This is a genomic window from Bradyrhizobium denitrificans, from assembly GCF_013179005.1.
Taxonomy (GTDB): domain Bacteria; phylum Pseudomonadota; class Alphaproteobacteria; order Rhizobiales; family Xanthobacteraceae; genus Bradyrhizobium; species Bradyrhizobium denitrificans.
In genome coordinates this window covers 203,215-224,691 of the sequence record NZ_JABFDP010000012.1, presented here as the reverse complement: position 1 = coordinate 224,691, position 21,477 = coordinate 203,215, and the positions used below count along the sequence as shown (strand labels likewise).

Here is a 21,477-nt window from a genome sequence, read left to right as displayed (position 1 = left end):
CGCCTCGGAGACTTGTAACTTGGAAGTACTCGGTAGATTGGGTGGGCGGGCGAGTGTTGGCGATTTCTGATGAGGGCCCTGGTTGGCGGCGATGCCGTGCGCTCGCCGCGCTGGTCATAGTGTCGATGGTGCTGGCGGGCTGCAATCCGGCGACGCTCGGGAGCGACAGTCGCGGCGACGACGTGATGGACAAGGTCGGGCGTCTCGACCTCTCGCCGCGCTATCCGCGACAGGTCATGCCGGAGCAGTCGCCGGCGGCGCGCCGTGCGCGGGCGGAGATCTACGGCGGCAATGACGATCCCAGGGACGCACGTGCGGAACTGCCGGCGGCGCCATCGCTTCCGGTGCAGGAGGCCGCAGCCCATTCGCAGGCGATCGGCAACGGCTTCGAGCTGAATTTCGAGAATTCGCCAATCGCGACCGTGGCCAAGGTCGTGCTCGGCGACGTGCTTGGTGTCGGCTACACCATCGATCCGCGGATCCAGGGGACCGTGAGCCTGTCGTCGGTGCGTCCGGTGCCGAAATCGGACGTGGTCTACGTGCTCGAGAACGCCCTGCGGCTGGCCGGGACGGCACTTGTACGTGATAATTCCGGCTATCGCCTGATTCCGCTCGGTGAGGCAGTCGGCGCGGGCAATGTGGATGCGCCCGGTGCTGCGGCCGAGCCCGGCTACGGCATCACGGTGCTTCCGCTGCAATATGTCTCGGCACCGACGCTGCTGAAGCTGCTCGACAGCTTCGCACTCAAGCCCGGCACGGTGCGCGCAGACCCGGGCCGCAACATGTTGTTAATCCAGGGCACCGGCTCCGAGCGACGCACGGCGGTCGATGCCGCGCTGAGCTTCGACGCAGACTGGATGAAAGGTCAATCGGTCGGGATCTTCCCGATCGCCAACGGCAATCCGGAGCCGATCGTCGCCGAGCTCGAGAAGATCATGGACACCGGCGACAGTGGGCTCGGTCAGAACATGGTCAAGTTCCAGACCATCAGCCGGATGAACGCGGTCATGGTCATCAGCCGCAAGCCGGCACTGCTGCGCACCGCCGAGACCTGGATCAAGCGGCTGGATGCCGGCAACACGCTCCGCAACAGCGTTCATGTCTACCGCGTCAAATACGGCGAAGCGCGGCAGATGGCGCGGGTGTTGAACGAGATGTTCACGGGAAATTCGGTCAGCGCCGACGCGTCGTCGACGGATCTCGCTCCGGGATCGGGCGCCGCATCGAGTTCGAGCAGCGAGCGGCTGTCGGCCGCGGGGACGGCGTCGACAGGCAGTCTCTCGGGTCAACAGCCCGGCAACAACGGTCTGGTCGCCAATCGTGGCTTCGGAGGTGGGCCGCCGCCGACCCAGACGAGCCTCGATTCGGCGCCGGAGTCGCGCGCGTCCGCCGGCGGCAGCAAGCCGCTGATGGACGGCGTGCGCATCACGCCCGACGTGGTCAACAACACGCTGCTGATCTATGCCGACCGGGAGAACTACCGCATCATCGAAGCCACCTTGCGACAGTGCGACCGGCCGCAGCTGCAGGTCGCGATTGATGCCACCATCGCCGAAGTGACGCTCAACGACAATCTGAACTACGGCGTGCAGGCCTATCTGACCAGCAAGAATCTTGGCCTGCGGCCAGATCAAGGCTCACTCCTCAACACCACCTCGACATCGGCGCCGGCGACGGTCGCCTCGGCCGCCGGGACGATCACCAACGCCTTCTTGAACCGTGCCTTTCCGGGCTTCAATTTTCTGATCGGGTCGGAATCGCAGCCGAGCGCCATCCTGAGCGCGTTGCACACGGTCACCGACGTCAAGGTGCTGTCCAATCCTTCGCTGGTGGTGATCGACAATCAAGCGGCGACATTGCAGGTCGGCGACCAGGTGCCGGTGTCGACCGGCAGCGCGACGGTGCTGACGACCAACAACACGGTCGTGAATACGATCGACTATCGCAATACCGGGATCATCCTGCGGGTGGCGCCGCGCGTCAACGAGAACGGCAATGTGCGGCTGGAGATCGAGCAGGAGATCAGCAACGTCTCGCCGCAGACCGCGAACAGCCTCACGCCGACGGTGGCGCAGCGCAAGGTCAAGAGCGCGGTCGCGGTCGCCAGCGGTCAGACCGTGCTGCTGGCTGGCCTCATCAGCGAAACCCATCAGGGTACGCGCAACGGTGTGCCCGGCGTCGACCAGATCCCGGTGCTGGGCGATCTGTTCAGCAACAACGATCGCACCCGCGGGCGGACCGAGCTGATCATCTTCATCCGCCCCCAGATCATCCGCGACGGCACCGATGCGCATTACGTCGCCGAGGAGCTGCGCTCCAAGCTGCGTGGCACGATCAGGCCGGTGTCGACGAGCGCCCTTCAGCCGCCGCGGGCCGGCCGATGAGGCGGGTGTCGACTATCGCGCTCGCCGCGCTGGCGCTGACCCTCGGACTTGCGGCGGCCGACGCCCGACCACGCGGAGACGGATGGGCGGCCTTCGCCCGCGGCGATTACGTCAGGGCCGTCGCGCTGCTCGCGCCGATGGCGCAGCGTGGGCACCCGCGCGCGATGACCGCGCTCGGCTACATGTATGAGAACGGCCTTGGCGTTCCGCAATCGTACGATGCCGCAGCCGAACTGTACACAGGAGCCGCCGAAGGCGGTGAGCCGGCGGCCCAGCATCTGCTCGGTCTGAGCTACGACAAGGGCCATGGCGTAAGCCAGGATCACGTGCTGGCCTACAAATGGTTGAGTCTGGCAGCCGCCGCGGCACCCGTTCGGCTCCGCGAGCCATACCTGCGACTCCGCAATGCAGTCGCCATCAAGATGTCGTTCGAGCAGGTGCTCGAAGGGCAGCGTCTGGCGATGGAATGGCATCAGGGACGGTCAGGTCGAACCGGACTGGCCGCGTCGGCGCCAGGTTTGTAGTTGTTCTAATCAGCTTATCTCATAAGCGTCATCTTTGACGCGGAGAACGATGCATTCGCCAAACGGCCCTCCGCAATGAGGTGATCGACAGGATCTGTCACGGGACGCGCCATGAGCTCGACTCCTCCTCCTGGATTTGCCGACGCCGTGCAAGGTGGCCATGCTCCGGTCCGATCCTTCGTGGGATCGGCAGCCGGAGCAGCGCTTGAACGGGGTGGGATGAGATCAACTGAGGTGACCGATCCTGCATCTCCGGGATTTGTCGACGAGATTGCGCGGCAGCTGGGATTGCCGCGCATCGCGCTGGCCGAGCTGTTGGCTGCGAAGCCGCTGGCGGAGCAGTTCTCACGGCGCTTTCTGCGCGAGACGATGGTCTTCCCGTTCCAATCCGCCGATCACAGGCCGTGTCTTGCCGCCGCGGATCCTCGCGACACCGCGACAGTGCGCGCGGCTGAACTGGTCTTCGGCGGCCCGATCGAGCTGGTGGTCGCCTCCGCCGAGGACATCGCGACAGCGCTCAATCGGCTGGCCGGCGATGATGAGGTCCCGGCTCGCACTGAGGCGGCGCAGCCGCAGCTGCGCGAAGACGACATCGAGAGCCTGCGCGACCTGGCCACCGGAGCTCCGGTGGTGCGGGCCGTCAACGACCTGTTCGAACAGGCGGTCGAGCTGCGCGCCAGCGATATCCATGTCGAGGCGATGCGCAGCGGTCTGTCGGTCCGGATGCGTGTCGACGGCTTGCTGAAGCCGGTTCCTGCGCCGTCGGGTGTGCTGCCCCAGGCGGTGATCTCGCGCATCAAGATTGTCGCCGGGCTGAACATCGCCGAACGGCGGCTGCCTCAGGACGGTGCCGCGCGGCTGCGCATCGGCCGTCTCGAACTCGATGTGCGCGTCGCCGTGATGCCGACGCAGCATGGCGAGTCCGCCGTGATCCGGCTGCTGCCGAAGGAACGTGGGCTGCTGTCGATCGAAAAGCTCGGCTTCGCCTCGCACGACGATCAAGCGCTCCGCCGCCTGCTGGCGCTGCCGCACGGCATGATCGTGATCTGCGGCCCGACGGGCAGCGGCAAGACCACGACGCTTGCGACCGCGTTGTCGATGCTCAACGAGCCGACGCGGAAGATCCTCACCATCGAGGATCCTGTTGAATACGAGATCCCGGGCATCAACCAGTCGCAGGTCAAGCCGGCCATCGGGTTGACCTTTGCCTCCGCGCTGCGGTCGTTCGTGCGGCAGGACCCGGACGTCATCATGGTCGGCGAGGTGCGCGACGGCGAGACCGCCCACGTGGCCGTTCATGCCGCGTTGACCGGCCATCTGGTGCTGACGACGCTGCATACCGAGAATGCCGCGGCGGCCGTGCCGCGGCTGCTCGATCTCGGCGTCGAGGATTTCCTGCTGCGCTCGACGCTGCGGGCCGTCATCGCGCAGCGGCTGGTCCGCAGGCTCTGCGTGCGCTGCCGGGCGAAGCGGAGGCTGAGCGCCCAGGATCTCTGTGCGGATCCACGCTATGCCGCCGTCGGCTTCGAGGTCGGCGAGACCGTGTATGAGCCCGCAGGATGCGACAGCTGCGGCGGCTCCGGTTATCGCGGCCGGCTCGGCATCTTCGAAGTGCTCGAGCTCAACCCGGAGATCCGATCGCTGATCCAGGGGACGACCGATGCCAGCGTGATCGACCGTGCCGCCGTTCGTCAGGGCATGACGACGATGCTCGATGACGGGATCGCAAAGTGCCGGGCCGGCGTGACGTCGGTCGCGGAGATCTTGCGCGTGACAACGTTACGGTGAGCCGGTGAGCAGGTTCCGCTATCGCGCACTGACCGAGAACGGTGATGTCGTGCATGGCACGATCTCGGCGGCGACAGCCAAGGATGTGATCGATCGCATCGAGTATCTGCGGCTGCTCCCGATCGAGACGGTGGAGGAGAAGACCGCGAGCCCTGTCACCCGCGATATGCTGGCTTGGTTCGGCGGTCCGACCCAGGCCGATGTCACGACGTTCACGCGCGACCTGGCGCTGCTGCTGAAGGCCGGTGCGCGGCTTGAGGACTCCCTCGAATTGCTGGCCGGCGACGCCGACATCGGGCGGCTGCGTCCGATCGTCAACCGTCTGCGATCGAGCATTCTTGCCGGAGAAAGTCTTGCCGACGCGCTGGCGCATCATCCGTTACAGTTTCCCGCAATGTACCTGGCGCTGGTGCGGGTCGGCGAAGCCTCGGGAAGTCTCGATCACGTGCTCGAGGTCCTCGGCGCAGAGCGGGCGCGCGCGGACGCAATGCGGCGCAAGCTCAGCGATGCGATGCAGTACCCGCTGTTCGTGCTGGCCGCCGCCGCGCTGGTGATGCTGTTCTTCTTCCTGGTCGTGCTGCCCCAGTTCTCGGCCGTGCTGCGCGATTTCGGTGCCAAGACTGACACGACCATTACGACGTTTCTCGACATCTCCGATTTCGTGCGCGGCCATGGCACCGCGCTTGCATCGGCGGCGGCCGCGATTGTCGCTGCGGGTGGTCTGCTGTTCGGCCGGGCCGGTGTCCGTGCCGCCCTGATCGCACAGCTCTGCCGCTTGCCGGGCCTCGCGAAAGTATTCGGGTCGTATCGTACGAGCGTGTTCTGCCGCAATCTGGCGATCCTGCTCGGCAGCGGCCTGACCTTGACCGCGACCTTGCGTATCCTGGTCGACATCATGTCGGCCATCGGCAATGGCGCGGAATGGGGCGCCGCGGCCGACCGCGTGCGTCACGGCGGCAAGCTGTCGGAGGCGCTGGCGGCGACGAGCATCCTGCCGGCCATGGCGACGCGGATGATCCGGATCGGTGAGGAGACCGGGCAGGTGCCGGTCCTGGCTGGCCGCATCGCCGAATTCTATGAGGCGAAGCTGCAGCGCAGCCTCGATCGCATCGTTGGCATTGTCGGTCCTGCGGCCATCATTCTCATCAGCACCGTCGTGGGTGGCCTCATCGTGTCGGTGATGTCCGCGCTGCTGTCGGTCACCCAACTCGTGGGCTAACAGGAATGGACCTTGAGATGAAGCACCCCGAGATCAACAGGACGCCCCGGCCGGCCGGGGCTGCGCGTCACGAGGATCAGCGCGGCTTCACGCTGGTCGAGATGCTGGTCGTCATCGCCATCATCGGAATGATCATGGGGCTGATCGGTCCGCGCGTGCTGTCATCGCTGAACGAATCCCGGGTCAAGACCGCGCGGATTCAGATCCAGAGTTTTTCGAGCGCGCTCGACCTGTTCTATCTCGACACCGGCCGCTATCCGACCACGTCGGAAGGTCTCGCCGCTTTGGTGCGGCCGGTCGCGACGATTCCGGGCTGGGCCGGGCCGTATCTCAAAGGCGGCAATGTCCCGAGCGATCCCTGGAGCCACGCCTACGTCTATCGCTCGCCCGGACAGCAGGTGCCGTACGAGATCCTGTCCTATGGGGCGGACGGGCAGGAGGGGGGCACGGATCTCGCCGCCGACATCTCCTCCTCGACCCCTGTGGGTGTGAGATAGCATGGTCGGCCGCCACGGCCGCGAGGCCGGCTTCACCCTGATCGAGGTGGTTTGCGTGCTCGCGATCGTCGCGCTGCTGGCGGCCGTGCTGCTGCCTGCGGTCTCCGGGCGAACCTCGCGGCCGCGTCTGGAAGCCTATGCGATCGAGGTCGCCGCGTTGCTGAAGGCCGACCGCAACGCCGCCATCCGGCGCGGCGGCGAGGTCACGACGCGGATCGATGCGCAGGCGCGCACGATCCGCTCCGGCACCAACGGACAGGTGGTGCGCCTGCCTGACGACGTGCGGTTCGAGACCGTGCTGCCGCGCAGTTGCGACGACCAGCCCGCGCGCCAGACCATCAGCTTCTTCGGCTCAGGCATGTCTTGTGGTGGTGTGATCACGCTCACGCATAACAATGCCGGCTACGACATTCGCGTCAACTGGCTGACGGGGAGGATCGACGTTGCATCGCATGCTGACCTTGCCAAGCGATAAAGCGAGTGCGGGATTTACCCTGCTTGAGACGCTGGTCGCGCTCGCGATCGTGGCGGTGTCGCTGGTCGCCATCGCTGCCCTGATGGGGTCTTCGGCGCGTGGCAGCCGCAAGCTGGAGCAGCATGTCGCGCTGGTGCAGGCCGGCTACAACGCGCTGTGGCTGGCTTTTCCGTCGCGTTTGCCGCCGCCATCCCGGGCGCAGTCCGGGGAGACGATGGCGCATGCCTGGCGCGCGCAAATGCAGCCCTTCGCGGTCGATCTCGGCGGGGCCGACAATGCGTCCGTCTGGCTGCCGCAGAAGATCCTGGTCCAGGTGCGATCGCCATCAGGCGCCACTATGGAGCTCGAGACGATCCGGCTGTTCCGAAGGCAGGCCGAGCGATGACCAGCAGAGCGGACCATCCACAAGCGGGTTTCACGCTGATCGAAGCTCTCGCGGCGATGGCGCTGATGGGGCTGCTCGTGTCGGCGCTGGCCGCGATCGCGTCACACTGGTTGCCGAACTGGAATCGTGGGCTCAATCGCATCCAGCGCAGCGAGTCCGTGAGCGTCGCACTCGACCGCATCAGCGCCGACATCGCTGCGTCTGAATTCATCAGGCCCGACGGTCAGACCAGGTCCGTCCTGTTCGACGGATCCGAGACGTCGGTCACCTTTGTCCGGATCTCGCTCGGACCGAGAGGAGGCCGCGGCCTCGACCTGGTTCGCGTCGCCGAAGCAGGCGAGGGCGATGGCGCCGTGGTGACGCGAAAGCGTGTAGCATTCGCGCCGGGCCGTTCATCAGACCACGCGTTCGTCGATCCGGTCGTGCTGCTGCAATCGCCCTACCGGGTGTCGTTCGCCTATACCGGCGCCGACCGGAGCTGGACGTCGTCGTGGCGCAACGCCGAGACGCTGCCGGTCGCGGTGCGGGTGACGGTGCGCAACGCCGCCGACCCGACTGCGCCGTCGATCTCGCGCATCGCAGTCATCCATGTTTCGGCACCGGCCGACAGCGTCTGTCGTCCCGCGGACAGCGGTTGCGAGCGGCCGGCGCTGGCGGCCGGCGCCACCGTCGGGCGCGCCGCCGCGCGAGCGGAGCCATGATCATGCGCTGGCTGCCAGAGCTCCCGATCACGGAACGTGATGATCGCGAAGGCGGCTTCGTCCTGGTGGCGGTGCTGTGGATCCTGATCTCACTGGCCGGACTGGCAGGGGCACTGTCGATGTATCTCGTCAGCTCGGCCCAGCGGCTGTCGCTCGATGATGCGCGCCTGCGATCGGCCGCTTTGGCTTCGGCAAGCCTGGAGCTTGCCGCCTACAAGCTCTCCCTCACGTCGAAATCACAACGGCCGTCCGCGGGGGCTTTTTCATTCCGGCTCGATCATGCGCAGGTGTCGGTCGTCTTCCAGTCGGAAGCGTCCCGCCTCGATCTCAATCACGCGTCGAAGCAGATGCTGGCCAACCTCTTCGGGGGGCTCGGTGCGTCCTCCGACAAGGCCGGCGCGTATGCCGAGCGGATCATCGGCTGGCGGACCCCGCTGAGCGAGACCGCTTCGGATGGCGAGCGCGACCTCTACCGGACAGCCGGCGTGGACTACATGCCGCGCAGTGCGCCGTTCGCCAGCAGTGAGGAGCTCCGGCTGGTGCTCGATCTGCCGCCGGCGCTGGTCGACAAGGCGATGCCCTTCGTGACCGTCTTCAACGGCCGGCGCGAGATCGATGCGCTGGAAGCTGCGCCCGAAGTGGTGGCCGCGCTGCCAGGGATGACGGAGGATCTGTTGAAGAGCTTCCTCGCGCAGCGTGCTGGCCTGCGCCGTGACGCTCGATCGCTTGCCTCCGTACTCGGACCGGCCCGGGCCGCGGCGACCTTGGACGTCGGTGATGCGGTCCGGGTGTTGATCACCATCGCCTTCGACGCCGGTCGCCGCTCCGCGGCCGAGGCCGTGATCCTGCTCGGCGAGGGCGATGATCCGTACCAGATCCTGGCCTGGCGCGACGATGCGGGATATCCCGCCATGCTCAGGCCGTCAGGAAAGGCGCTGTGATGAGGATGGCAACGCGCGTGCGCCATGAACTGGCGGCCTGGATCGGCTCTGTCGCGACGATCACCGTCGCCGTGATCGGCCGGCTCCATCTCAAGCCACCCGTCCAGTTGATCGAAACCGAGCGGAACGTCTTCGTGTTGCGGATGATCGCGCGACCCGGCCGATCGATCCTGCCGGACTGTCGCGTTATTCTCTCGGATGGCGAAGCGAGCGTTCCGGTGCTTTCCACGAGTTGGCAGAATCTGCTGCGCGGCTGCCAGATCGAGATCGTGCTGAGGCCAGACCGCTTCCTGTGGAAGCCGCTGGATCTTCCCAGGCGGGCCGTCGAGTTTCTCGATGCCATGATCCGCTCGCAGCTCGATCGGCTGACGCCGTGGACAGCGCAAGAGGCGGTGTTCGGCAGCGCGGCTCCGGTCGAAATATCGGGCGACCGTATCCGGACCATGGTGATCGCCGCGCCAAGAACAAGGTTCGAGCCTCTCATTCGGCTCGCCGAATCCTGGCGAGCCGGATCGGTCGTCTTGTTTGCTGCGCCCGAGGCCGTCCCGACAGCCGACGCTGGCGAGCTCGGCGCGCGCAGCGCAACGAAGCTGACCGAGCAGCATCTGCGCGGGTCGCTTGACGTCGGACGCGTCAGTCGCATGCTGACGGCCGTCCTGACGGTTGCTGCGATCGCGGCGACGCTGTCTCTCGCGGCGGGGAGCATCGCCGGTGAGAAGCTCGAACAGCGGCAACGGCTGCTGTCGCGCAAGATCTCTGAGCGGCGCGCAGCGCTGCGTCTCGATCTGCAGGGCACCGACAGCGCCGCGTTGCGCGGTCTCCAGCATCGTAAGCAGGAGACCGCCGCCGACGTGCTGGCGCTGGATGCCCTGTCGCGGGTGCTTCCGGACAATACCTACGTGACCGAGCTGCGGATGGACAAGGACAAGCTGCAGATTGCGGGGACCAGCCAGGATGCGGCTGCGCTGGTCAGGCTGATCGAGCAGTCAGCCCACTTCAAGCATGCGACATTCTCGGCGCCGACGACACGTTCGGTCGATGGGACCGGCGAGCGTTTTCGCATCGAGGCCGACATCAAGCCGCATTTTGGACCTGGCACATGAGCAGCGCGAAACTCTTGACGAGCACTCCTGCACCACCTTCAGTCGCCGCCCTGGTCTATGCCGGCCTATTGCTTGTGTTGATCGCCGCGACGACGCTACCCATCAAGAGCGTGCTCGATCAGTGGGACGAGGTGGCCGCGCTGACCGGGACACTTCGGCTGCTGGACGCCCACAGCATGGTGCCGGCGCATCAGGATGGGGAGGGGGTTATTCGTATGGAAGGATCCGCCTTCCTCGAAGGCCCCACCGTCACGGTGGCCGGCGCTGTTCTGCTGCAACGCCTGGGTGACGTGGTCACTCGTCACAGCGGCAGCATGTCGTCGTCGCAGCTCGACGTTCAAGGTCCTCGCGCCAATGACGGTCATATCAGCGTCACCGCGAATTTCGAAGTTGCCGAGGTCGCCCTGCAATCCGTGCTTTACGAGCTGGAGGCTGGAATGCCATATCTGTTCGTCGACGAGCTGGTGGTTGAAGGCAATTCGTCCCTGGCGACATCCGGCGGCAAACTACGCGTCACGATCACGGTGTCCGGACAATGGCAGGGCCCGCAATGAGGCGTTTTCTCAAATTTTGCGTCGCTGCCTGCTGTAGCGCCGTTGCTGCGGCCTTGGCGTTCGGCATCGTCGGGTCGGCGGGGCACGATGTCACCGGCTCATTGTCCGCCGCGCCACCCGCACAGATGCGCGACGCACTCTCAACGTCGGGGATACAGGGGCGGAGCGGCAATCCACTGTGGGCCATTCCGCTCTCGCAGCTGTCGGAAACCCGGGAGCGGCCAATCTTCTCACCGTCGCGACGCCCTCCGCCGGCCGATGAGCCGCCGCCGGTCGTCGCTGCTGCACCGGTCGCCCAGGAGCCGAGCCCACTGGAGCGGCCGCAGCTCTCGCTGGTCGGGACTGTCGTCAACGGCGACAGTGGTCTTGCCATCTTCCTTGATCCGGGCGGCGGGAGACCGCTGCGGATCAGGACCGGTGCGGACTATCAGGGCTGGACGCTGAGCCGGGTCGAGGCGCGGTCGGTCACGCTGCAGAAGGGCGACGACCTCGCAATTCTCCATTTCGCTTCGCCGTCCGGGCAACCGGTCAATTCGGTCGCTACGACTGTTGCTGATGTGCCGTCGACACAGACCGCTCCTCCGCTTGCGCAGGCGGGGCCGCCTTTTCTGTCGCCGGAGTCGCGGCTGCTCCGGATGCATCAGCGGCAGCGCTCGGGGCGCCGCCAGCTGTGAGCTATCAATGTTCGTGGATGCCGTAGCGGCTTGGGGCAGAACTCCGCATCGATGTCGATGTCCATGGACGTCGATTTGAACGGTGATCCCACGCGCCGTCAGCGCTTGCACAATCCGCTGGTGAGGACCCATCCCTTGTCGGTGAGAGCGGCGGACACGATGTCGAAATAGAGCCGCTTGTCAGGATCGTCCTCGGACACGAACGAGACCTGACATAGGAAGCGCCCGCTCTCATCGCCCTTGTCGCATGTCGCCTCGACGATCTTCAACCCTTTGTCGTGGCGCACGCCGGATGACGGCGCTTCCTGCTCGTAGGCCTTCTGGATGATGTCGGTGGTTGGCGCGCCACAGGCCACGCCGGTGACGTTGCAAGCCCACGCGAGAACAACAGCAAGCAGCATCCTTGGGTCTCCTTGAAGCGGGTCATGACAGGTTGCCGATAGAGCAAGTCGGCATGCTGCGGCGAGCCTCGTGCGACTATGCGATACGAACTACGTAGACTGATTGTCGGTTTTATGTCGACAGTGTCCGTCCTGCGCACACGGCGCACGGAATATCATCTCGTTAGATCGATTCTTAAAGGCGGGATCGCGATTCTCACAAAACGAAAGAAAGCGTCACAAAGGAGACATCCGACATCCATAGCTCCAAGGAGGGAGGGTGCGAGCGCACCAATTGCTGACGGCTCGGGCGAGACGCTCGCAAGCCGCGTCGGTGCAGCCTGCATCGTGTCGCAAAGATCTTAATCTCGAGCCAAATGGGGATCAGGCATGTTAGTTGGGGGGCTGCACAAGCCAATGACAAGGATACTGACATCGGCAGCCGCGCTGCTGGCCGGATTGATCTTCGCCGGGGCAGCAGCATCCGCTCACGATCTGGCCGAGCCGACGGTATTCAGGAGCAGGCATGGTGTCCTCGACCTGCTGATGATCGCCCGGGCCAAGCCGATCTCGACCATCACCTATGCTCCGCCTACCGGCTCGTCCATGAACCCGACCGGCTGGGTCTATGAGATCTGCCGGCGGCCCGCATCCGGCAATACCTGCCCGGCCGATGCCGCGGTGGCCGATTACGGCGGCGTGCGATTGGCCTTGCAAAAGGGCGACACGCTCAAGATCAGGCTGGTGAATCAGTTGCCGCAGCTCGACGCGGCCAAGGTCAATCACAATGCCGATCCCGGCCAGGCCAATCTGTTCCGTAACCCGACCAACCTGCATACTCACGGATTGATCGTCGAGCCGCGGGCGCCGACGCTGAAGGACCAGACCTTCGGCGACTACGTTTTCGTGCAGATCTTCAACTCGGCCAACGGGATGCCGGTGCCGCAGACGACCCATCAGCACGGCTCCAACAAGATGGACTATGCCGATTATCGGATCGATATTCCGTGGAATCACCCGTCGGGCCAGTTCTGGTTTCATCCGCACATTCACGGAATTTCGCTCAACCAGGTCTCGCAGGGTCTGGCGGGCATCATCTCGGTCGGCGAAGTCTCGGACTATGCGCATGGCGACGCGCGGGACACGCCGTTTCCCGACGCGAGCGTGCGCCATCTGATCCTGAAGGATCTTCAGGTCGCCCCCGGCGGACCGGTTCAGTTCGACAGCGGTCCGGCAAACGTCCAGCCGGGCGAGGTGATCAACCAGCAGGATCCCGGTTTCTGCGCCCAGTTTCCGGCGGACAGCTCCGAGGTGCGGGAAGGGTCCTGCCCAGGCGTCGATACCTCGGCCGATGGCGGCTCGAATTTCTCCGGCGGCAAATGGTTCTTCACCGTGAACGGCCGGACTTTCCCGAAGATCAAGGTGACCGATTCCGACGGCGAAGTCTGGCGGCTGACCAACGCGTCCGGAAGCCTGTCGTACAATCTCCAACTGACGGACGACGAAACGCAAAAGCCGATGATCATTCAGCTGATCTCGGTCGACGGCGTCAGCGTGAACCTGCCCCAGGACACGACCATGGACACCATGGTCCGTCTCGGCGGCGCTCGTTTCCGGGTCGTTCCCTGTCCGGCGCTGCCGACCTCGCGCTTCCACTCGAAGCCGGTTTGCGTCACCCAGATGGTCATGATGCCGAGCTCGCGGACCGAGGTGTTCGTTACCTATCGTGATCCGGCGACGGGCGCGATCGCCAGCCCGGGACGCTCTGCATCCGCGACCTTCAAGATGGCCGGACTGACGATGGGCAGCGGCGACCAGTGGCCGGCGGTCGATCTCGCCAAGGTGCACTTCCACCAGCACGGCTGGCGCAACCACATCGCCTATGGCCTCGACATCAGGGGTGATGCATTGGCCACGATGCAGCCATCGGGCATCCTTGATGCAAAAGTGCCGTATGCGAGCGCCGCGCCGCTGCGCGACGGGTGCCGCCCGCTGCCGCCGGGACATCGTCGCCGGATTTTCTTCGGCCTCGCTGATCTGACCGACGACGGCACGTTCGGTCTCGGCTATGAGGAAGTCGATCAGAACGGCAATCCGGTGCCCGGCACCCAGCTCCCGGTGAGTCAGTTCGATCCATCGCAGAACATCGTCTGTTTGCCGCTCGCAGCCGGACAGCGCCCGGTCCACGAGACCTGGGAGCTGGTGCAGCTCTCGACAGAGAACCACAACTTCCACATCCATCAGACACGGTTCAGAACCGTCAACAGCAAGGCGGGCGAGAACACACCGCTGTCGGTGGCCCTGAACAGGAGCATCGGCGGAGGCATGCTGCAGGACAATGTCCCGCTGGGCGTCGCGACGCCGAATGTTCCGGAGGTCATGGACGCCCAGAGCGGCGTCTGCAGCATCGAGCAGTGGCGGAGCGGCCAGTGCACGTCGAAGCCGGTGGTCGTCGATATTCCGTTCTCGCAGGTCGGCGAGTTCGTCTACCACTGTCACATCCTCGAGCATGAGGACGGAGGCATGATGGCCAAGATCAAGGTCGTGCCGTCGCCTTATGGCGGCAATGCCTGGGAGGCGATGAACCAGATGCCTTGGTAGTCGCAACGCTCTGCTCGTCGCTAGATCGATGCCGCATGCGCGGCATCGACGCGACGAATGCGCTGCGATGTCGTGACGGTGCGTAATCACCGCCGCCCGGGGAAAAGACCGGCTTGCGACAGCGGCACGCTTCCGATGCGGCGTTCGTAGGCTGAACCGCGTTTTTGAATCGATCCAAACTGCTGCAGGCTTGTTTGCATGCCTCTGAAAAGACAGGCCCGTGTGCGGCCAGCCGTGAAGCGCGGGCTTCGTGATACGGCGATGTAAAGCAACATTGTTATTCCCCGGCCGCTCCGGCAAATCGCCAATATCGATGCAGCAATTCGCCGCAATCGGACCACCTACTATGCTGGTGATGACAATCACAACGGTTCGCAGCTGGCCGGTGATGAGAGTCGGAAGGACGCGGTCAGATCGACGTCCAAGCGAGTACGTAATGAGTTTCGGTCCTCGTCCTGACTGATGTTGCAGGCGGGCGCGGAACGTTTGAGCAGAAGCAGGAGCCGCTTCGGCGCTTCTCGATCAGCCAACAGGGGTGGCGTCTCGGGAAGACGCGAGATCAGATCCGAGGGAGGACGTGACATGAATGCAGATTTGAGGTGGACGCGATGAGCGGTTGGCTGAAATGGACGGCGCCCGCTGCAGCCGTCATGTCGATCGCCGCGCCGGCCTACGCCATGCAGTACATGAGCGTCGAAGAGGCGCAGAAGGCCGCGTTTCCAGGAGCGAGCTTCGCCGAGGTTCAAGCAGGGCGGGTGTGGAAGGCGAGCAATGGTGGCTACTTCTACTACGACCATGTCGTCGGCAAGCACCTGCTGATCGACTACACGGTCGCGATCGGACCCGACGGCAAGGTGCGTCGCGTCGAGATCTTGAACTATCGCGAGTCCTATGGCGGCGAGGTGCATGATCCCAACTGGCTCGGCCAGTTCGTTGGCAAGGGCAGCCAGAACGAGCTGCGCATCAACTCGGATATCCGGAACATCTCCGGCGCCACGCTGTCGTCGACCCACCTCACGGAAGGCGTGAAAAAAGTGTTGACCTATCATGCCAGCCATTTCCGCTAGTCTTCGGCGCGCCCGGGCTCTGCTTGGTACGTTCGTCGAGGTCGATATCGCCGACGCGCAGGGGGCCGATGCGGAGAACGCCGCTGAAGCGGCGTTCTCCGCCGTGGTCGATGTGCATCGGCTGATGAGCTTTCACGATCCTGACAGCGACGTGTCTCGTCTCAACCGCGAAGCATCGCGTTACGCCGTGATGGTGCATCCTTGGACCTACGCGGTGCTGCAGACGGCTCTGGACATGAGTCGTGATTCGGACGGCGCCTTTGATATTGGTGTTGCCGGTGTCAGGCCGCCGTCTGCCGGTGCGTCCTCGCAAGCATCTGGCGCGATCGAGCTGCTCGCAGACCACCATGTGCGCTTTCACCATGCCGGCCTCAGAATCGACCTCGGCGGAATCGCAAAGGGATTTGCCGTGGACTGCGCCATCGCGGCGTTGCGCGGGCGAGGGGTGCGCGCAGCGATGGTGAATGCAGGCGGAGATCTCGCGGTGCTGGGGGCCGGCGCCCGAGTTGTCCACATTCGTGATCCGCGCGCGCCGGACCGGCTTCTGTGCGAGGTCGAAGTGAGCAATGGAGCGCTGGCGTCGTCAGCTCGCCGCTTCGATCCGTTCCGATCGGCTGACACGACGGACACCGCGGTCGTCGACCCGGCGACAGGCCGGCCCGCGCAGCGCGTCCACGGCGCCACCGTCCGGGCTCCGACCTGCATGATCGCAGACGCGCTGACCAAGATCGTGATGATCTCTGGCGAAGGGACAGCGGCGCTCCTCACCCGATTCCAGGCGAGCGCGATGCTCGTTGCGGCAGGCGGCGACATTCTCACGACATCGGACTGGCAAGGAGATCTTCAACATGCGGCTTAAAGGCGCGTTTCGGTTTGCTCTCTATGCGGTTTTCGGTCTGCTGTTCGTCAGCGGGGCGTTGTGGATCCTGGCTGATCAGATGAAGACCCGTTCGGAGCTGGACAGCGATGCCTGGCAGCAGGCCGCCGCCCTTCTGCTGAGCACGCATGGCGGAGCTGCCATGGTGACACTGATGTTGCTCGGCGCGCTCGGTCCGATGCATGTCCAGCGCGCTTGGCGCGCCCGCAAGAACCTGGCGACCGGCATCGTGAGTCTCGTGATGTATGGGCTGCTGATCGCGACGGCGTTCGGACTCTATTACGTCGGCTCCGAAGCGCTTCGGCCCTGGATCAGCCTCGTTCACATCGTCTTCGGGCTCGGCGTGCCCGCGGTCATCACCGCTCACATCCTCGTGGGCCGTGCCAGCGTTGCCATCGTGCATCAGCCGGTGCGGGGGCAGCGTGCCACCGCGGCCACGCTGGTGCCCTCCGATGCGCCAGCCGACGGCGATCTGGTGGGCGTCATGAGCAAAGTCGGCTGACGGCGCACGAGCCGGAGCTTGCGCCCCCGAGCGCGATCCGCGGTCTGGCGATGGGGAAGGCAGGGCGCAGGCAGCATTCGGAGGATGTGCTCAGAGACCGTTTGACGTACGGCGGACGGCGACGTCCGTCGGTGACGATGCGGCGTGCGCTTGGCTTGTTCAGCTTAAGAGGTTGCGAGATCGCGTGCAGCCTCCTTGGCTAGGTCACAGACGTCTATCGCCCTGGCCTCAGGTCACCCCGAGGACGATCGGCATGACGTTGAGGGAATTGAGCAGTCCTTGGCCGCGTGCCGCGGAGGTTCGCTGAAATTCTCTCAACAGAGTTGCAGATTTTTCGGAGGAGAAACCGCCGGTTCTGCGCGAACGTCCCTGGGCTGCGGTCCGGACTTTTGGAGGGTCTCGGCGCGGAACGAGCTCGGTGATTGGCCCGTCCACTTCTTGAAGGCCTTTCGAAAATTCGACGTGTCCGAAAATCCGACTCTTGCGCAGATCTGCTCGACAGGCAGCGTCGTCCTTTCGAGGTACTCGATCGCGAGTGTCTTTCTCATATCGTCGATGATCGATTGATAGGTGATGCCGTCCGCAGCCAGGCGCCGGTTCAGCGTCCGCAGCGACATGCCGATTTCAGAAGCGATTTCATCGATGGTCGCAAACCGACCGGGTTGCCTGACCAAGATCGTGCGGATCGACTCGGCCAATTCCGATGCTGGCCGCTGCTCGGACAGGACTTGTTCGCAGAAGCGCTCGCAGACCTTGGCAACCATCGGATTCGCGTTAGGCAGAGGCACGGACAAGGTGGACTCGGCCAGGTGCCACTCCATGGTGTCGGCTCCGAACTCAACAGGGCAGTTGAACATCCTGCCGTATTGGCGCCAATGCGGCGGTGCCGGATAGGGCAGCAACATGCGCAGCGAAGGAACCGGAGCCTCCAGGACGCGACTGAGAAAGGTGAGGTTCGAGCTGCGCCAGAACTCTGCGACAAATGGCAACATGTCACCCAGAGAGGCCGGATCGTGACTCCGTAGCTTGACGACGCCATCCTCGACGCGCGAAGTGATCTGTAGCATCGGACCTGCCTGGCGGAGGTGTCGGAAGCTTAGGTGCAGCGCATCGCCGAAGGTCTTGCTGCTGGCCAAGGCATATCCATAGATGCCGAAATCGCTGATGCGCTGCCTCGCGCCAGCCAAGAGTGCAACATCCGACCGCTTCGCGAGACGTCGCGCATTTCGGTAAATCGACAGTCGCTGCTCGCGCGTGATCAGCGCCGTATAGTCCTCGAAATGCTTCGGAAGAACGCCGGTGCCGCTGAGGACAGCGCGGGCCGGCACACCCTGGTTTTGTAACTCCTCGATCAGGGCCTTCAGGCCGAAGAGGCTGAGGCCGACGGTGTTTCGTTCGCCCAGTCGATTAAGGAAGTTCAGTTTCGGCATGATCGGCACGGGGCGCCCCCTCCAGAGTGGCACTCAATGACCCGCACATTGGCGTTAATTCACCTTGTCGCGGCAGGTCCTGGGTGGCGATGATAGCCAAAAGAAAAGCAGGTGCCTAGCGCCCAGGAGCCGCTTCCGTGTCGCGGCGATGCGCGTCGGTCTGCAGTCGAGGAACGCCCGGGAGCCAAGCATGAACATACGACATCGACTCATCGAGTCCGCCGGTAACCGGTGCGCCAAGCCCGAGGCCCCGGCGCGTTACCGGTTCGGTCGCCTCGCGATATCCATCGCGGATTGACCGCGACGACCATTCTGCGTTCTGGCCTCAGCGATTGAAAGCATACCATGGAACGAACAACATCCGATGGCGCTTCGCCCATCGAGCCGAACCCGCATACCGAATCCGCCAATCCGATTGTCGGCACGCAGATGGAGGGCGCGGTGGCGGTCCTCACGATGCAGTACCCGCCCCACAACCTCTTCGATCTCGCGCTGACGCGCGCGGTCATCGACGCGCTTGCTTGGGCGCGCGGGCAGGGAGCGCGCGCCGTCGTTCTCAACAGCGCCATGCGCCACTTTTCCGCGGGCGCCGATCTGAAAGCCATCGAGAACGGCCTGGGAGAGGACGGGGGACAGTTGCTCCTTGAGTTGCTGGGTGCATTCCGCGAGCACCCGGCGCCGATCATCGCCAGCGTTCATGGCGTGTGCGTCGGAGGTGGCCTGGAAATCGCGCTTGCGTGTGACTTCGTCATCGCTGCCGAATCCTCCAAGCTCGGTTGTGTGGAACCGATCGTCGGATTGCACCCGCTGATGGGGGCAATCCAGCGGATATCGCAGCGTGCGGGCGAATTGCGCGCGAAGGAAATGGCGATGTTTGGCCGGCGTTTCGACGCTCAGACCCTCGAACGCTGGAACATCATCAACCGCGTCGTGCCGGATGCGCGTCTGGCGTCAGCCACGATGGTTCTCGCCCGTGAATTGGCGGCGGGTCCAACCGTTGCACATGCCGCGACGAAAAAGCTGGCTGCCGTGGCAGCAAGTCAGGGTGTGGAGGCGGCGGACAAGGCGATGCTCGAAATACAGAAGGCCGTCTTCGCCTCCAGAGACTTCGCGAATGCCGTGGCCTCCTATCGAGAGCGCGGCCCAGGCTTTGCGATGTTCGAGGGGCGCTGACCATGCGAGGAACTCTTTCCGGCGTCAAAGTCGCGGACTTCTCCCGCGTCCTCGCGGGTCCTCACTGCGCGAAAACTCTGCTGGACCTCGGCGCGGACGTCATCAAAATCGAGCCACCGGCGACCGACTTCTCGCGGATGGCTTATCCCCGCAATGGGGAGACGTCGGGCTACTACGCGCAGCAGAACGCGGGCAAGCGCAACGTTTCGATCAATCTCAATGTTCCCGCAGCGCGTGAGATTGCTCTGCGCCTGTGCGATCAGGCGGACGTGATCGTCGAGAATTTCAGGCCAGGCACGATGGCCGCCTTCGGCCTGGACTATGAGAACATCCGCAAGCGCAATCCTCGCGTCGTCTATGCATCCATTACCGGCTACGGCCAGCAAGGCGTGTGGAGCTCTCGCATGGCCTACGCTCCGACGGTGCATGCGGAGGCAGGCATCACGGCGAACACAGCCAACCAGTTCGGCAAGCCGAACGGATCGCTGCGGACGGACTCCCTTTCGCACGCCGACGTCTATTCGGGCCTTCACGGCGCCATTGCCATCCTCGCCGCGCTCAGGCACCGCGATCTCACGGGTGAGGGTCAGTACATCGACATCGCCATGGCCGCGGTGATGCTCTCGATCAATGAGCGCCTGCATTACGATCTGTCGGATGTCGAGCTCGGCGATGAGACCCCGGTGCTCGGAGCGACCGATTGCCCGTTCTTCGTCGGCCCCGGCGGAGAGACCTTTGTGAGCTCGATGAGCCTGGTCAGCAGTCTCTCCTTCCCGCTCTACCTGATCGCCATGCGCCGCCTCGATCTTATGACAGATCCGCGTTTTGCAACGCCGGAGCTCCGAAAGAAGAATCTCGAGGAGCTTCACGCGCTGGTTCAGGAGTGGATCTGGACCTTCTCCGACATGGCCACGCTCGACGCCCAGCTCGATCTTGCGAAGATCGCGACCGGTCAGGTGCGTCACGTGAAGGAGATTGCGTCCAGCGCCTGGGCTGCCGAGTGGTCCGCCATAGAGAGCGTGTCTGACCGGGTCGGTGGTGAATGGAAGCTGCCCGGACGTCCCTGGCATTTCAGCCAGACGAATGGCGACCGGTCGACGCCGAAGCTTCCTGCATTGCAGGGCGAGCACAACGACGAGGTACTGCTCGAGCTTGGCTTCAGCGCTGAAGAGATCGCGAAGCTTCGCGCCAGCAAGGCTCTCGTCCAGCCGAGCCGCCACGCGAACTGACGAACCGTCTCATGTGATCGGATGATCTGAAAATGCGTTGGTCGACATATGTATCTCCATCCGACAACAAGGATCGGGTGGGGCTGGTGGTGGGAGAGACGATCCATGGGCTCGCGCCCGGGCTCACCCTCATCGAGCTCTTGCGCATGGGGGGCGCGGCCCTTCAAGACTATGCTGCCGCTGCGATCGACAGGCCCAGCGAACTGATCGAGCTCAGTCGCGCGAACCTGCGCGCCCCGGTGCCGACCCCGCCATCGATCCGGGACTTCATGGCGTTCGAGGCTCATGTGAAGACGTCCATGCGGGCCTTGAACCGAGAGCTGCATCCGGACTGGTATCAATTGCCCGTCTTCTATTTCACCAACCCGGCCTCTGCGCGTGGCGCACGTGAAGCTGTGAAGATTTCGCCGGGTTCTCAGGCGTTCGACTACGAGCTTGAAGTCGCCGCCATCATAGGCTCGCCCGGATCCGACATCGCGGTGGAGGATGCTCGCTCACATATCGCGGGTTTCTGCCTGATGGCGGATTGGAGCGCGCGTGACCTGCAGGCGCGGGAGATGCAAATGGGGCTCGGTCCGTCGAAGGGCAAGGACGGAGCGATGAGCTTCGGCCCGTTCATGGTTACGCCGGACGAACTTGAAGAGCGCATCAAGGGGCACAGCCACGATATGGCGCTTTCTGCCTTCGTAAACGATAAGCCCTATAGCAGCGGAAATCTCGCAGACATTTATTGGTCGTTTGCAGAGATGATCAGCTACGCATCGCGAGGCACTCGTCTTGTTACGGGAGACGTGATCGGCTCCGGAACGGTGGGGACGGGATGTATCGTGGAGCTGAGGACGACTTCCGGACCGGAGGCGTATCCGTGGCTCTCTGAAGGCGATCGGGTTCGGCTCTCGGCGGACATTCTGGGCTCCATAGACGTGCGCATCGAACGTGGAACGGAGCCGCTGCCCTTGCGGCGGTGAACACA

At 64.4% G+C, this 21,477-nt stretch carries 21 protein-coding genes; 19 read left to right on the top strand and 2 right to left on the bottom strand.

What is annotated here, in order from left to right; genetic code table 11:
- Window positions 1-41 precede the first annotated feature (41 nt).
- From gspD to HL671_RS15365, 12 genes are all read left to right on the top strand, one after another.
- Window positions 42-2,384, top strand: a complete 2,343-nt coding sequence (gene gspD / locus HL671_RS15420; RefSeq protein ID WP_172236882.1) for a type II secretion system secretin GspD — start codon at window positions 42-44, stop codon at window positions 2,382-2,384.
- Window positions 2,381-2,908 (top strand): tetratricopeptide repeat protein, encoded by a 528-nt coding sequence (locus tag HL671_RS15415; RefSeq protein ID WP_172236881.1) that lies wholly within the window; start codon window positions 2,381-2,383, stop codon window positions 2,906-2,908. The genes gspD and HL671_RS15415 overlap by 4 nt, the downstream gene beginning before the upstream one ends.
- Before the next feature lie 111 nt (window positions 2,909-3,019).
- The gene (locus tag HL671_RS15410) at window positions 3,020-4,696 is read left to right on the top strand and encodes a GspE/PulE family protein (protein ID WP_172236880.1); all 1,677 of its coding nucleotides are present in this window, start codon (window positions 3,020-3,022) and stop codon (window positions 4,694-4,696) included.
- A 49-nt stretch (window positions 4,697-4,745) separates the two neighbouring features.
- Window positions 4,746-5,915 carry a type II secretion system F family protein gene (locus HL671_RS15405; RefSeq protein ID WP_172236904.1) on the top strand — a complete coding sequence of 390 codons (1,170 nt, stop codon included), beginning with the start codon at window positions 4,746-4,748 and terminating at the stop codon, window positions 5,913-5,915.
- A gap of 17 nt (window positions 5,916-5,932) precedes the next feature.
- Window positions 5,933-6,412, top strand: a complete 480-nt coding sequence (gene gspG, locus HL671_RS15400; RefSeq protein ID WP_041750586.1) for a type II secretion system major pseudopilin GspG — start codon at window positions 5,933-5,935, stop codon at window positions 6,410-6,412.
- A 1-nt stretch (window position 6,413) separates the two neighbouring features.
- Window positions 6,414-6,887, top strand: a complete 474-nt coding sequence (locus HL671_RS15395; protein ID WP_041750587.1) for a GspH/FimT family pseudopilin — start codon at window positions 6,414-6,416, stop codon at window positions 6,885-6,887.
- Window positions 6,865-7,272: a type IV pilus modification PilV family protein gene (locus tag HL671_RS15390; RefSeq protein WP_041750588.1), complete on the top strand. Its 408-nt coding sequence runs from the start codon at window positions 6,865-6,867 to the stop codon at window positions 7,270-7,272. Before HL671_RS15395 ends, HL671_RS15390 begins: the two co-directional genes overlap by 23 nt.
- Window positions 7,269-7,973, top strand: coding sequence for a PulJ/GspJ family protein (locus tag HL671_RS15385; RefSeq protein ID WP_172236879.1), 705 nt, complete (start codon window positions 7,269-7,271; stop codon window positions 7,971-7,973). The genes HL671_RS15390 and HL671_RS15385 overlap by 4 nt, the downstream gene beginning before the upstream one ends.
- Window positions 7,970-8,914, top strand: coding sequence for a type II secretion system minor pseudopilin (locus HL671_RS15380; protein WP_172236878.1), 945 nt, complete (start codon window positions 7,970-7,972; stop codon window positions 8,912-8,914). Before HL671_RS15385 ends, HL671_RS15380 begins: the two co-directional genes overlap by 4 nt.
- Window positions 8,914-10,017 (top strand): PilN domain-containing protein, encoded by a 1,104-nt coding sequence (locus HL671_RS15375; protein WP_246579514.1) that lies wholly within the window; start codon window positions 8,914-8,916, stop codon window positions 10,015-10,017. The genes HL671_RS15380 and HL671_RS15375 overlap by 1 nt, the downstream gene beginning before the upstream one ends.
- A complete protein-coding gene (gspM, locus tag HL671_RS15370) occupies window positions 10,014-10,571 on the top strand; it encodes a type II secretion system protein GspM (RefSeq protein WP_172236877.1) in 558 nt (185 codons plus the stop codon). The genes HL671_RS15375 and gspM overlap by 4 nt, the downstream gene beginning before the upstream one ends.
- Before the next feature lie 53 nt (window positions 10,572-10,624).
- Complete coding sequence (locus HL671_RS15365; RefSeq protein WP_312010725.1) at window positions 10,625-11,245, top strand: hypothetical protein; 621 nt, start codon at window positions 10,625-10,627, stop codon at window positions 11,243-11,245.
- Window positions 11,246-11,343: 98 nt separating this feature from the next.
- Here HL671_RS15365 and HL671_RS15360 read toward each other — a convergent pair whose 3' ends face one another.
- Window positions 11,344-11,646 carry a hypothetical protein gene (locus tag HL671_RS15360; protein WP_172236875.1) on the bottom strand — a complete coding sequence of 101 codons (303 nt, stop codon included), beginning with the start codon at window positions 11,644-11,646 and terminating at the stop codon, window positions 11,344-11,346.
- A 585-nt stretch (window positions 11,647-12,231) separates the two neighbouring features.
- Here HL671_RS15360 and HL671_RS15355 point away from each other — a divergent pair.
- From HL671_RS15355 to HL671_RS15340, 4 genes are all read left to right on the top strand, one after another.
- Window positions 12,232-14,226: a multicopper oxidase domain-containing protein gene (locus tag HL671_RS15355; protein WP_172236902.1), complete on the top strand. Its 1,995-nt coding sequence runs from the start codon at window positions 12,232-12,234 to the stop codon at window positions 14,224-14,226.
- Window positions 14,227-14,834: 608 nt separating this feature from the next.
- Window positions 14,835-15,293 carry an FMN-binding protein gene (locus HL671_RS15350; protein WP_172236874.1) on the top strand — a complete coding sequence of 153 codons (459 nt, stop codon included), beginning with the start codon at window positions 14,835-14,837 and terminating at the stop codon, window positions 15,291-15,293.
- Window positions 15,274-16,152: an FAD:protein FMN transferase gene (locus tag HL671_RS15345; protein ID WP_172236873.1), complete on the top strand. Its 879-nt coding sequence runs from the start codon at window positions 15,274-15,276 to the stop codon at window positions 16,150-16,152. The genes HL671_RS15350 and HL671_RS15345 overlap by 20 nt, the downstream gene beginning before the upstream one ends.
- Window positions 16,142-16,672 carry a hypothetical protein gene (locus HL671_RS15340; protein WP_172236872.1) on the top strand — a complete coding sequence of 177 codons (531 nt, stop codon included), beginning with the start codon at window positions 16,142-16,144 and terminating at the stop codon, window positions 16,670-16,672. Before HL671_RS15345 ends, HL671_RS15340 begins: the two co-directional genes overlap by 11 nt.
- A gap of 314 nt (window positions 16,673-16,986) precedes the next feature.
- On the opposite strand, the gene HL671_RS15335 is transcribed toward HL671_RS15340, so the two are convergent.
- On the bottom strand, window positions 16,987-18,102 hold the full coding sequence (locus HL671_RS15335) for an AraC family transcriptional regulator (protein WP_041751404.1): 1,116 nt from the start codon (window positions 18,100-18,102) through the stop codon (window positions 16,987-16,989).
- 345 nt (window positions 18,103-18,447) lie between these two features.
- Here HL671_RS15335 and HL671_RS15330 point away from each other — a divergent pair, with 345 nt between their 5' ends.
- From HL671_RS15330 to HL671_RS15320, 3 genes are read left to right on the top strand one after another with little or no spacing between them, the layout of a single operon-like run.
- Complete coding sequence (locus HL671_RS15330; RefSeq protein ID WP_012042802.1) at window positions 18,448-19,275, top strand: enoyl-CoA hydratase/isomerase family protein; 828 nt, start codon at window positions 18,448-18,450, stop codon at window positions 19,273-19,275.
- A 2-nt stretch (window positions 19,276-19,277) separates the two neighbouring features.
- A complete protein-coding gene (locus HL671_RS15325; protein ID WP_172236871.1) occupies window positions 19,278-20,504 on the top strand; it encodes a CaiB/BaiF CoA transferase family protein in 1,227 nt (408 codons plus the stop codon).
- Window positions 20,505-20,536: 32 nt separating this feature from the next.
- Window positions 20,537-21,472 carry a fumarylacetoacetate hydrolase family protein gene (locus HL671_RS15320; protein WP_172236870.1) on the top strand — a complete coding sequence of 312 codons (936 nt, stop codon included), beginning with the start codon at window positions 20,537-20,539 and terminating at the stop codon, window positions 21,470-21,472.
- The last annotated feature ends 5 nt before the right edge of the window (window positions 21,473-21,477 follow it).

What these genes read in the sequence shown, in the direction of transcription:
- HL671_RS15395 (WP_041750587.1), top strand. Translation starts at nt 6,414, where the DNA reads ATGGTCGGCCGCCACGGCCGCGAGGCCGGCTTCACCCTGATCGAGGTG.
- HL671_RS15360 (WP_172236875.1), bottom strand. Translation starts at nt 11,646, where the DNA reads ATGCTGCTTGCTGTTGTTCTCGCGTGGGCTTGCAACGTCACCGGCGTG.
- HL671_RS15340 (WP_172236872.1), top strand. Translation starts at nt 16,142, where the DNA reads ATGCGGCTTAAAGGCGCGTTTCGGTTTGCTCTCTATGCGGTTTTCGGT.
- HL671_RS15375 (WP_246579514.1), top strand. Translation starts at nt 8,914, where the DNA reads ATGAGGATGGCAACGCGCGTGCGCCATGAACTGGCGGCCTGGATCGGC.
- HL671_RS15385 (WP_172236879.1), top strand. Translation starts at nt 7,269, where the DNA reads ATGACCAGCAGAGCGGACCATCCACAAGCGGGTTTCACGCTGATCGAA.
- HL671_RS15355 (WP_172236902.1), top strand. Translation starts at nt 12,232, where the DNA reads ATGAACCCGACCGGCTGGGTCTATGAGATCTGCCGGCGGCCCGCATCC.
- HL671_RS15330 (WP_012042802.1), top strand. Translation starts at nt 18,448, where the DNA reads ATGGAACGAACAACATCCGATGGCGCTTCGCCCATCGAGCCGAACCCG.
- HL671_RS15320 (WP_172236870.1), top strand. Translation starts at nt 20,537, where the DNA reads ATGCGTTGGTCGACATATGTATCTCCATCCGACAACAAGGATCGGGTG.
- HL671_RS15410 (WP_172236880.1), top strand. Translation starts at nt 3,020, where the DNA reads ATGAGCTCGACTCCTCCTCCTGGATTTGCCGACGCCGTGCAAGGTGGC.
- HL671_RS15345 (WP_172236873.1), top strand. Translation starts at nt 15,274, where the DNA reads ATGCCAGCCATTTCCGCTAGTCTTCGGCGCGCCCGGGCTCTGCTTGGT.
- gspM (WP_172236877.1), top strand. Translation starts at nt 10,014, where the DNA reads ATGAGCAGCGCGAAACTCTTGACGAGCACTCCTGCACCACCTTCAGTC.
- HL671_RS15390 (WP_041750588.1), top strand. Translation starts at nt 6,865, where the DNA reads ATGCTGACCTTGCCAAGCGATAAAGCGAGTGCGGGATTTACCCTGCTT.
- gspG (WP_041750586.1), top strand. Translation starts at nt 5,933, where the DNA reads ATGAAGCACCCCGAGATCAACAGGACGCCCCGGCCGGCCGGGGCTGCG.
- HL671_RS15380 (WP_172236878.1), top strand. Translation starts at nt 7,970, where the DNA reads ATGATCATGCGCTGGCTGCCAGAGCTCCCGATCACGGAACGTGATGAT.
- HL671_RS15335 (WP_041751404.1), bottom strand. Translation starts at nt 18,102, where the DNA reads ATGCCGAAACTGAACTTCCTTAATCGACTGGGCGAACGAAACACCGTC.
- HL671_RS15325 (WP_172236871.1), top strand. Translation starts at nt 19,278, where the DNA reads ATGCGAGGAACTCTTTCCGGCGTCAAAGTCGCGGACTTCTCCCGCGTC.
- HL671_RS15350 (WP_172236874.1), top strand. Translation starts at nt 14,835, where the DNA reads ATGAGCGGTTGGCTGAAATGGACGGCGCCCGCTGCAGCCGTCATGTCG.
- HL671_RS15415 (WP_172236881.1), top strand. Translation starts at nt 2,381, where the DNA reads ATGAGGCGGGTGTCGACTATCGCGCTCGCCGCGCTGGCGCTGACCCTC.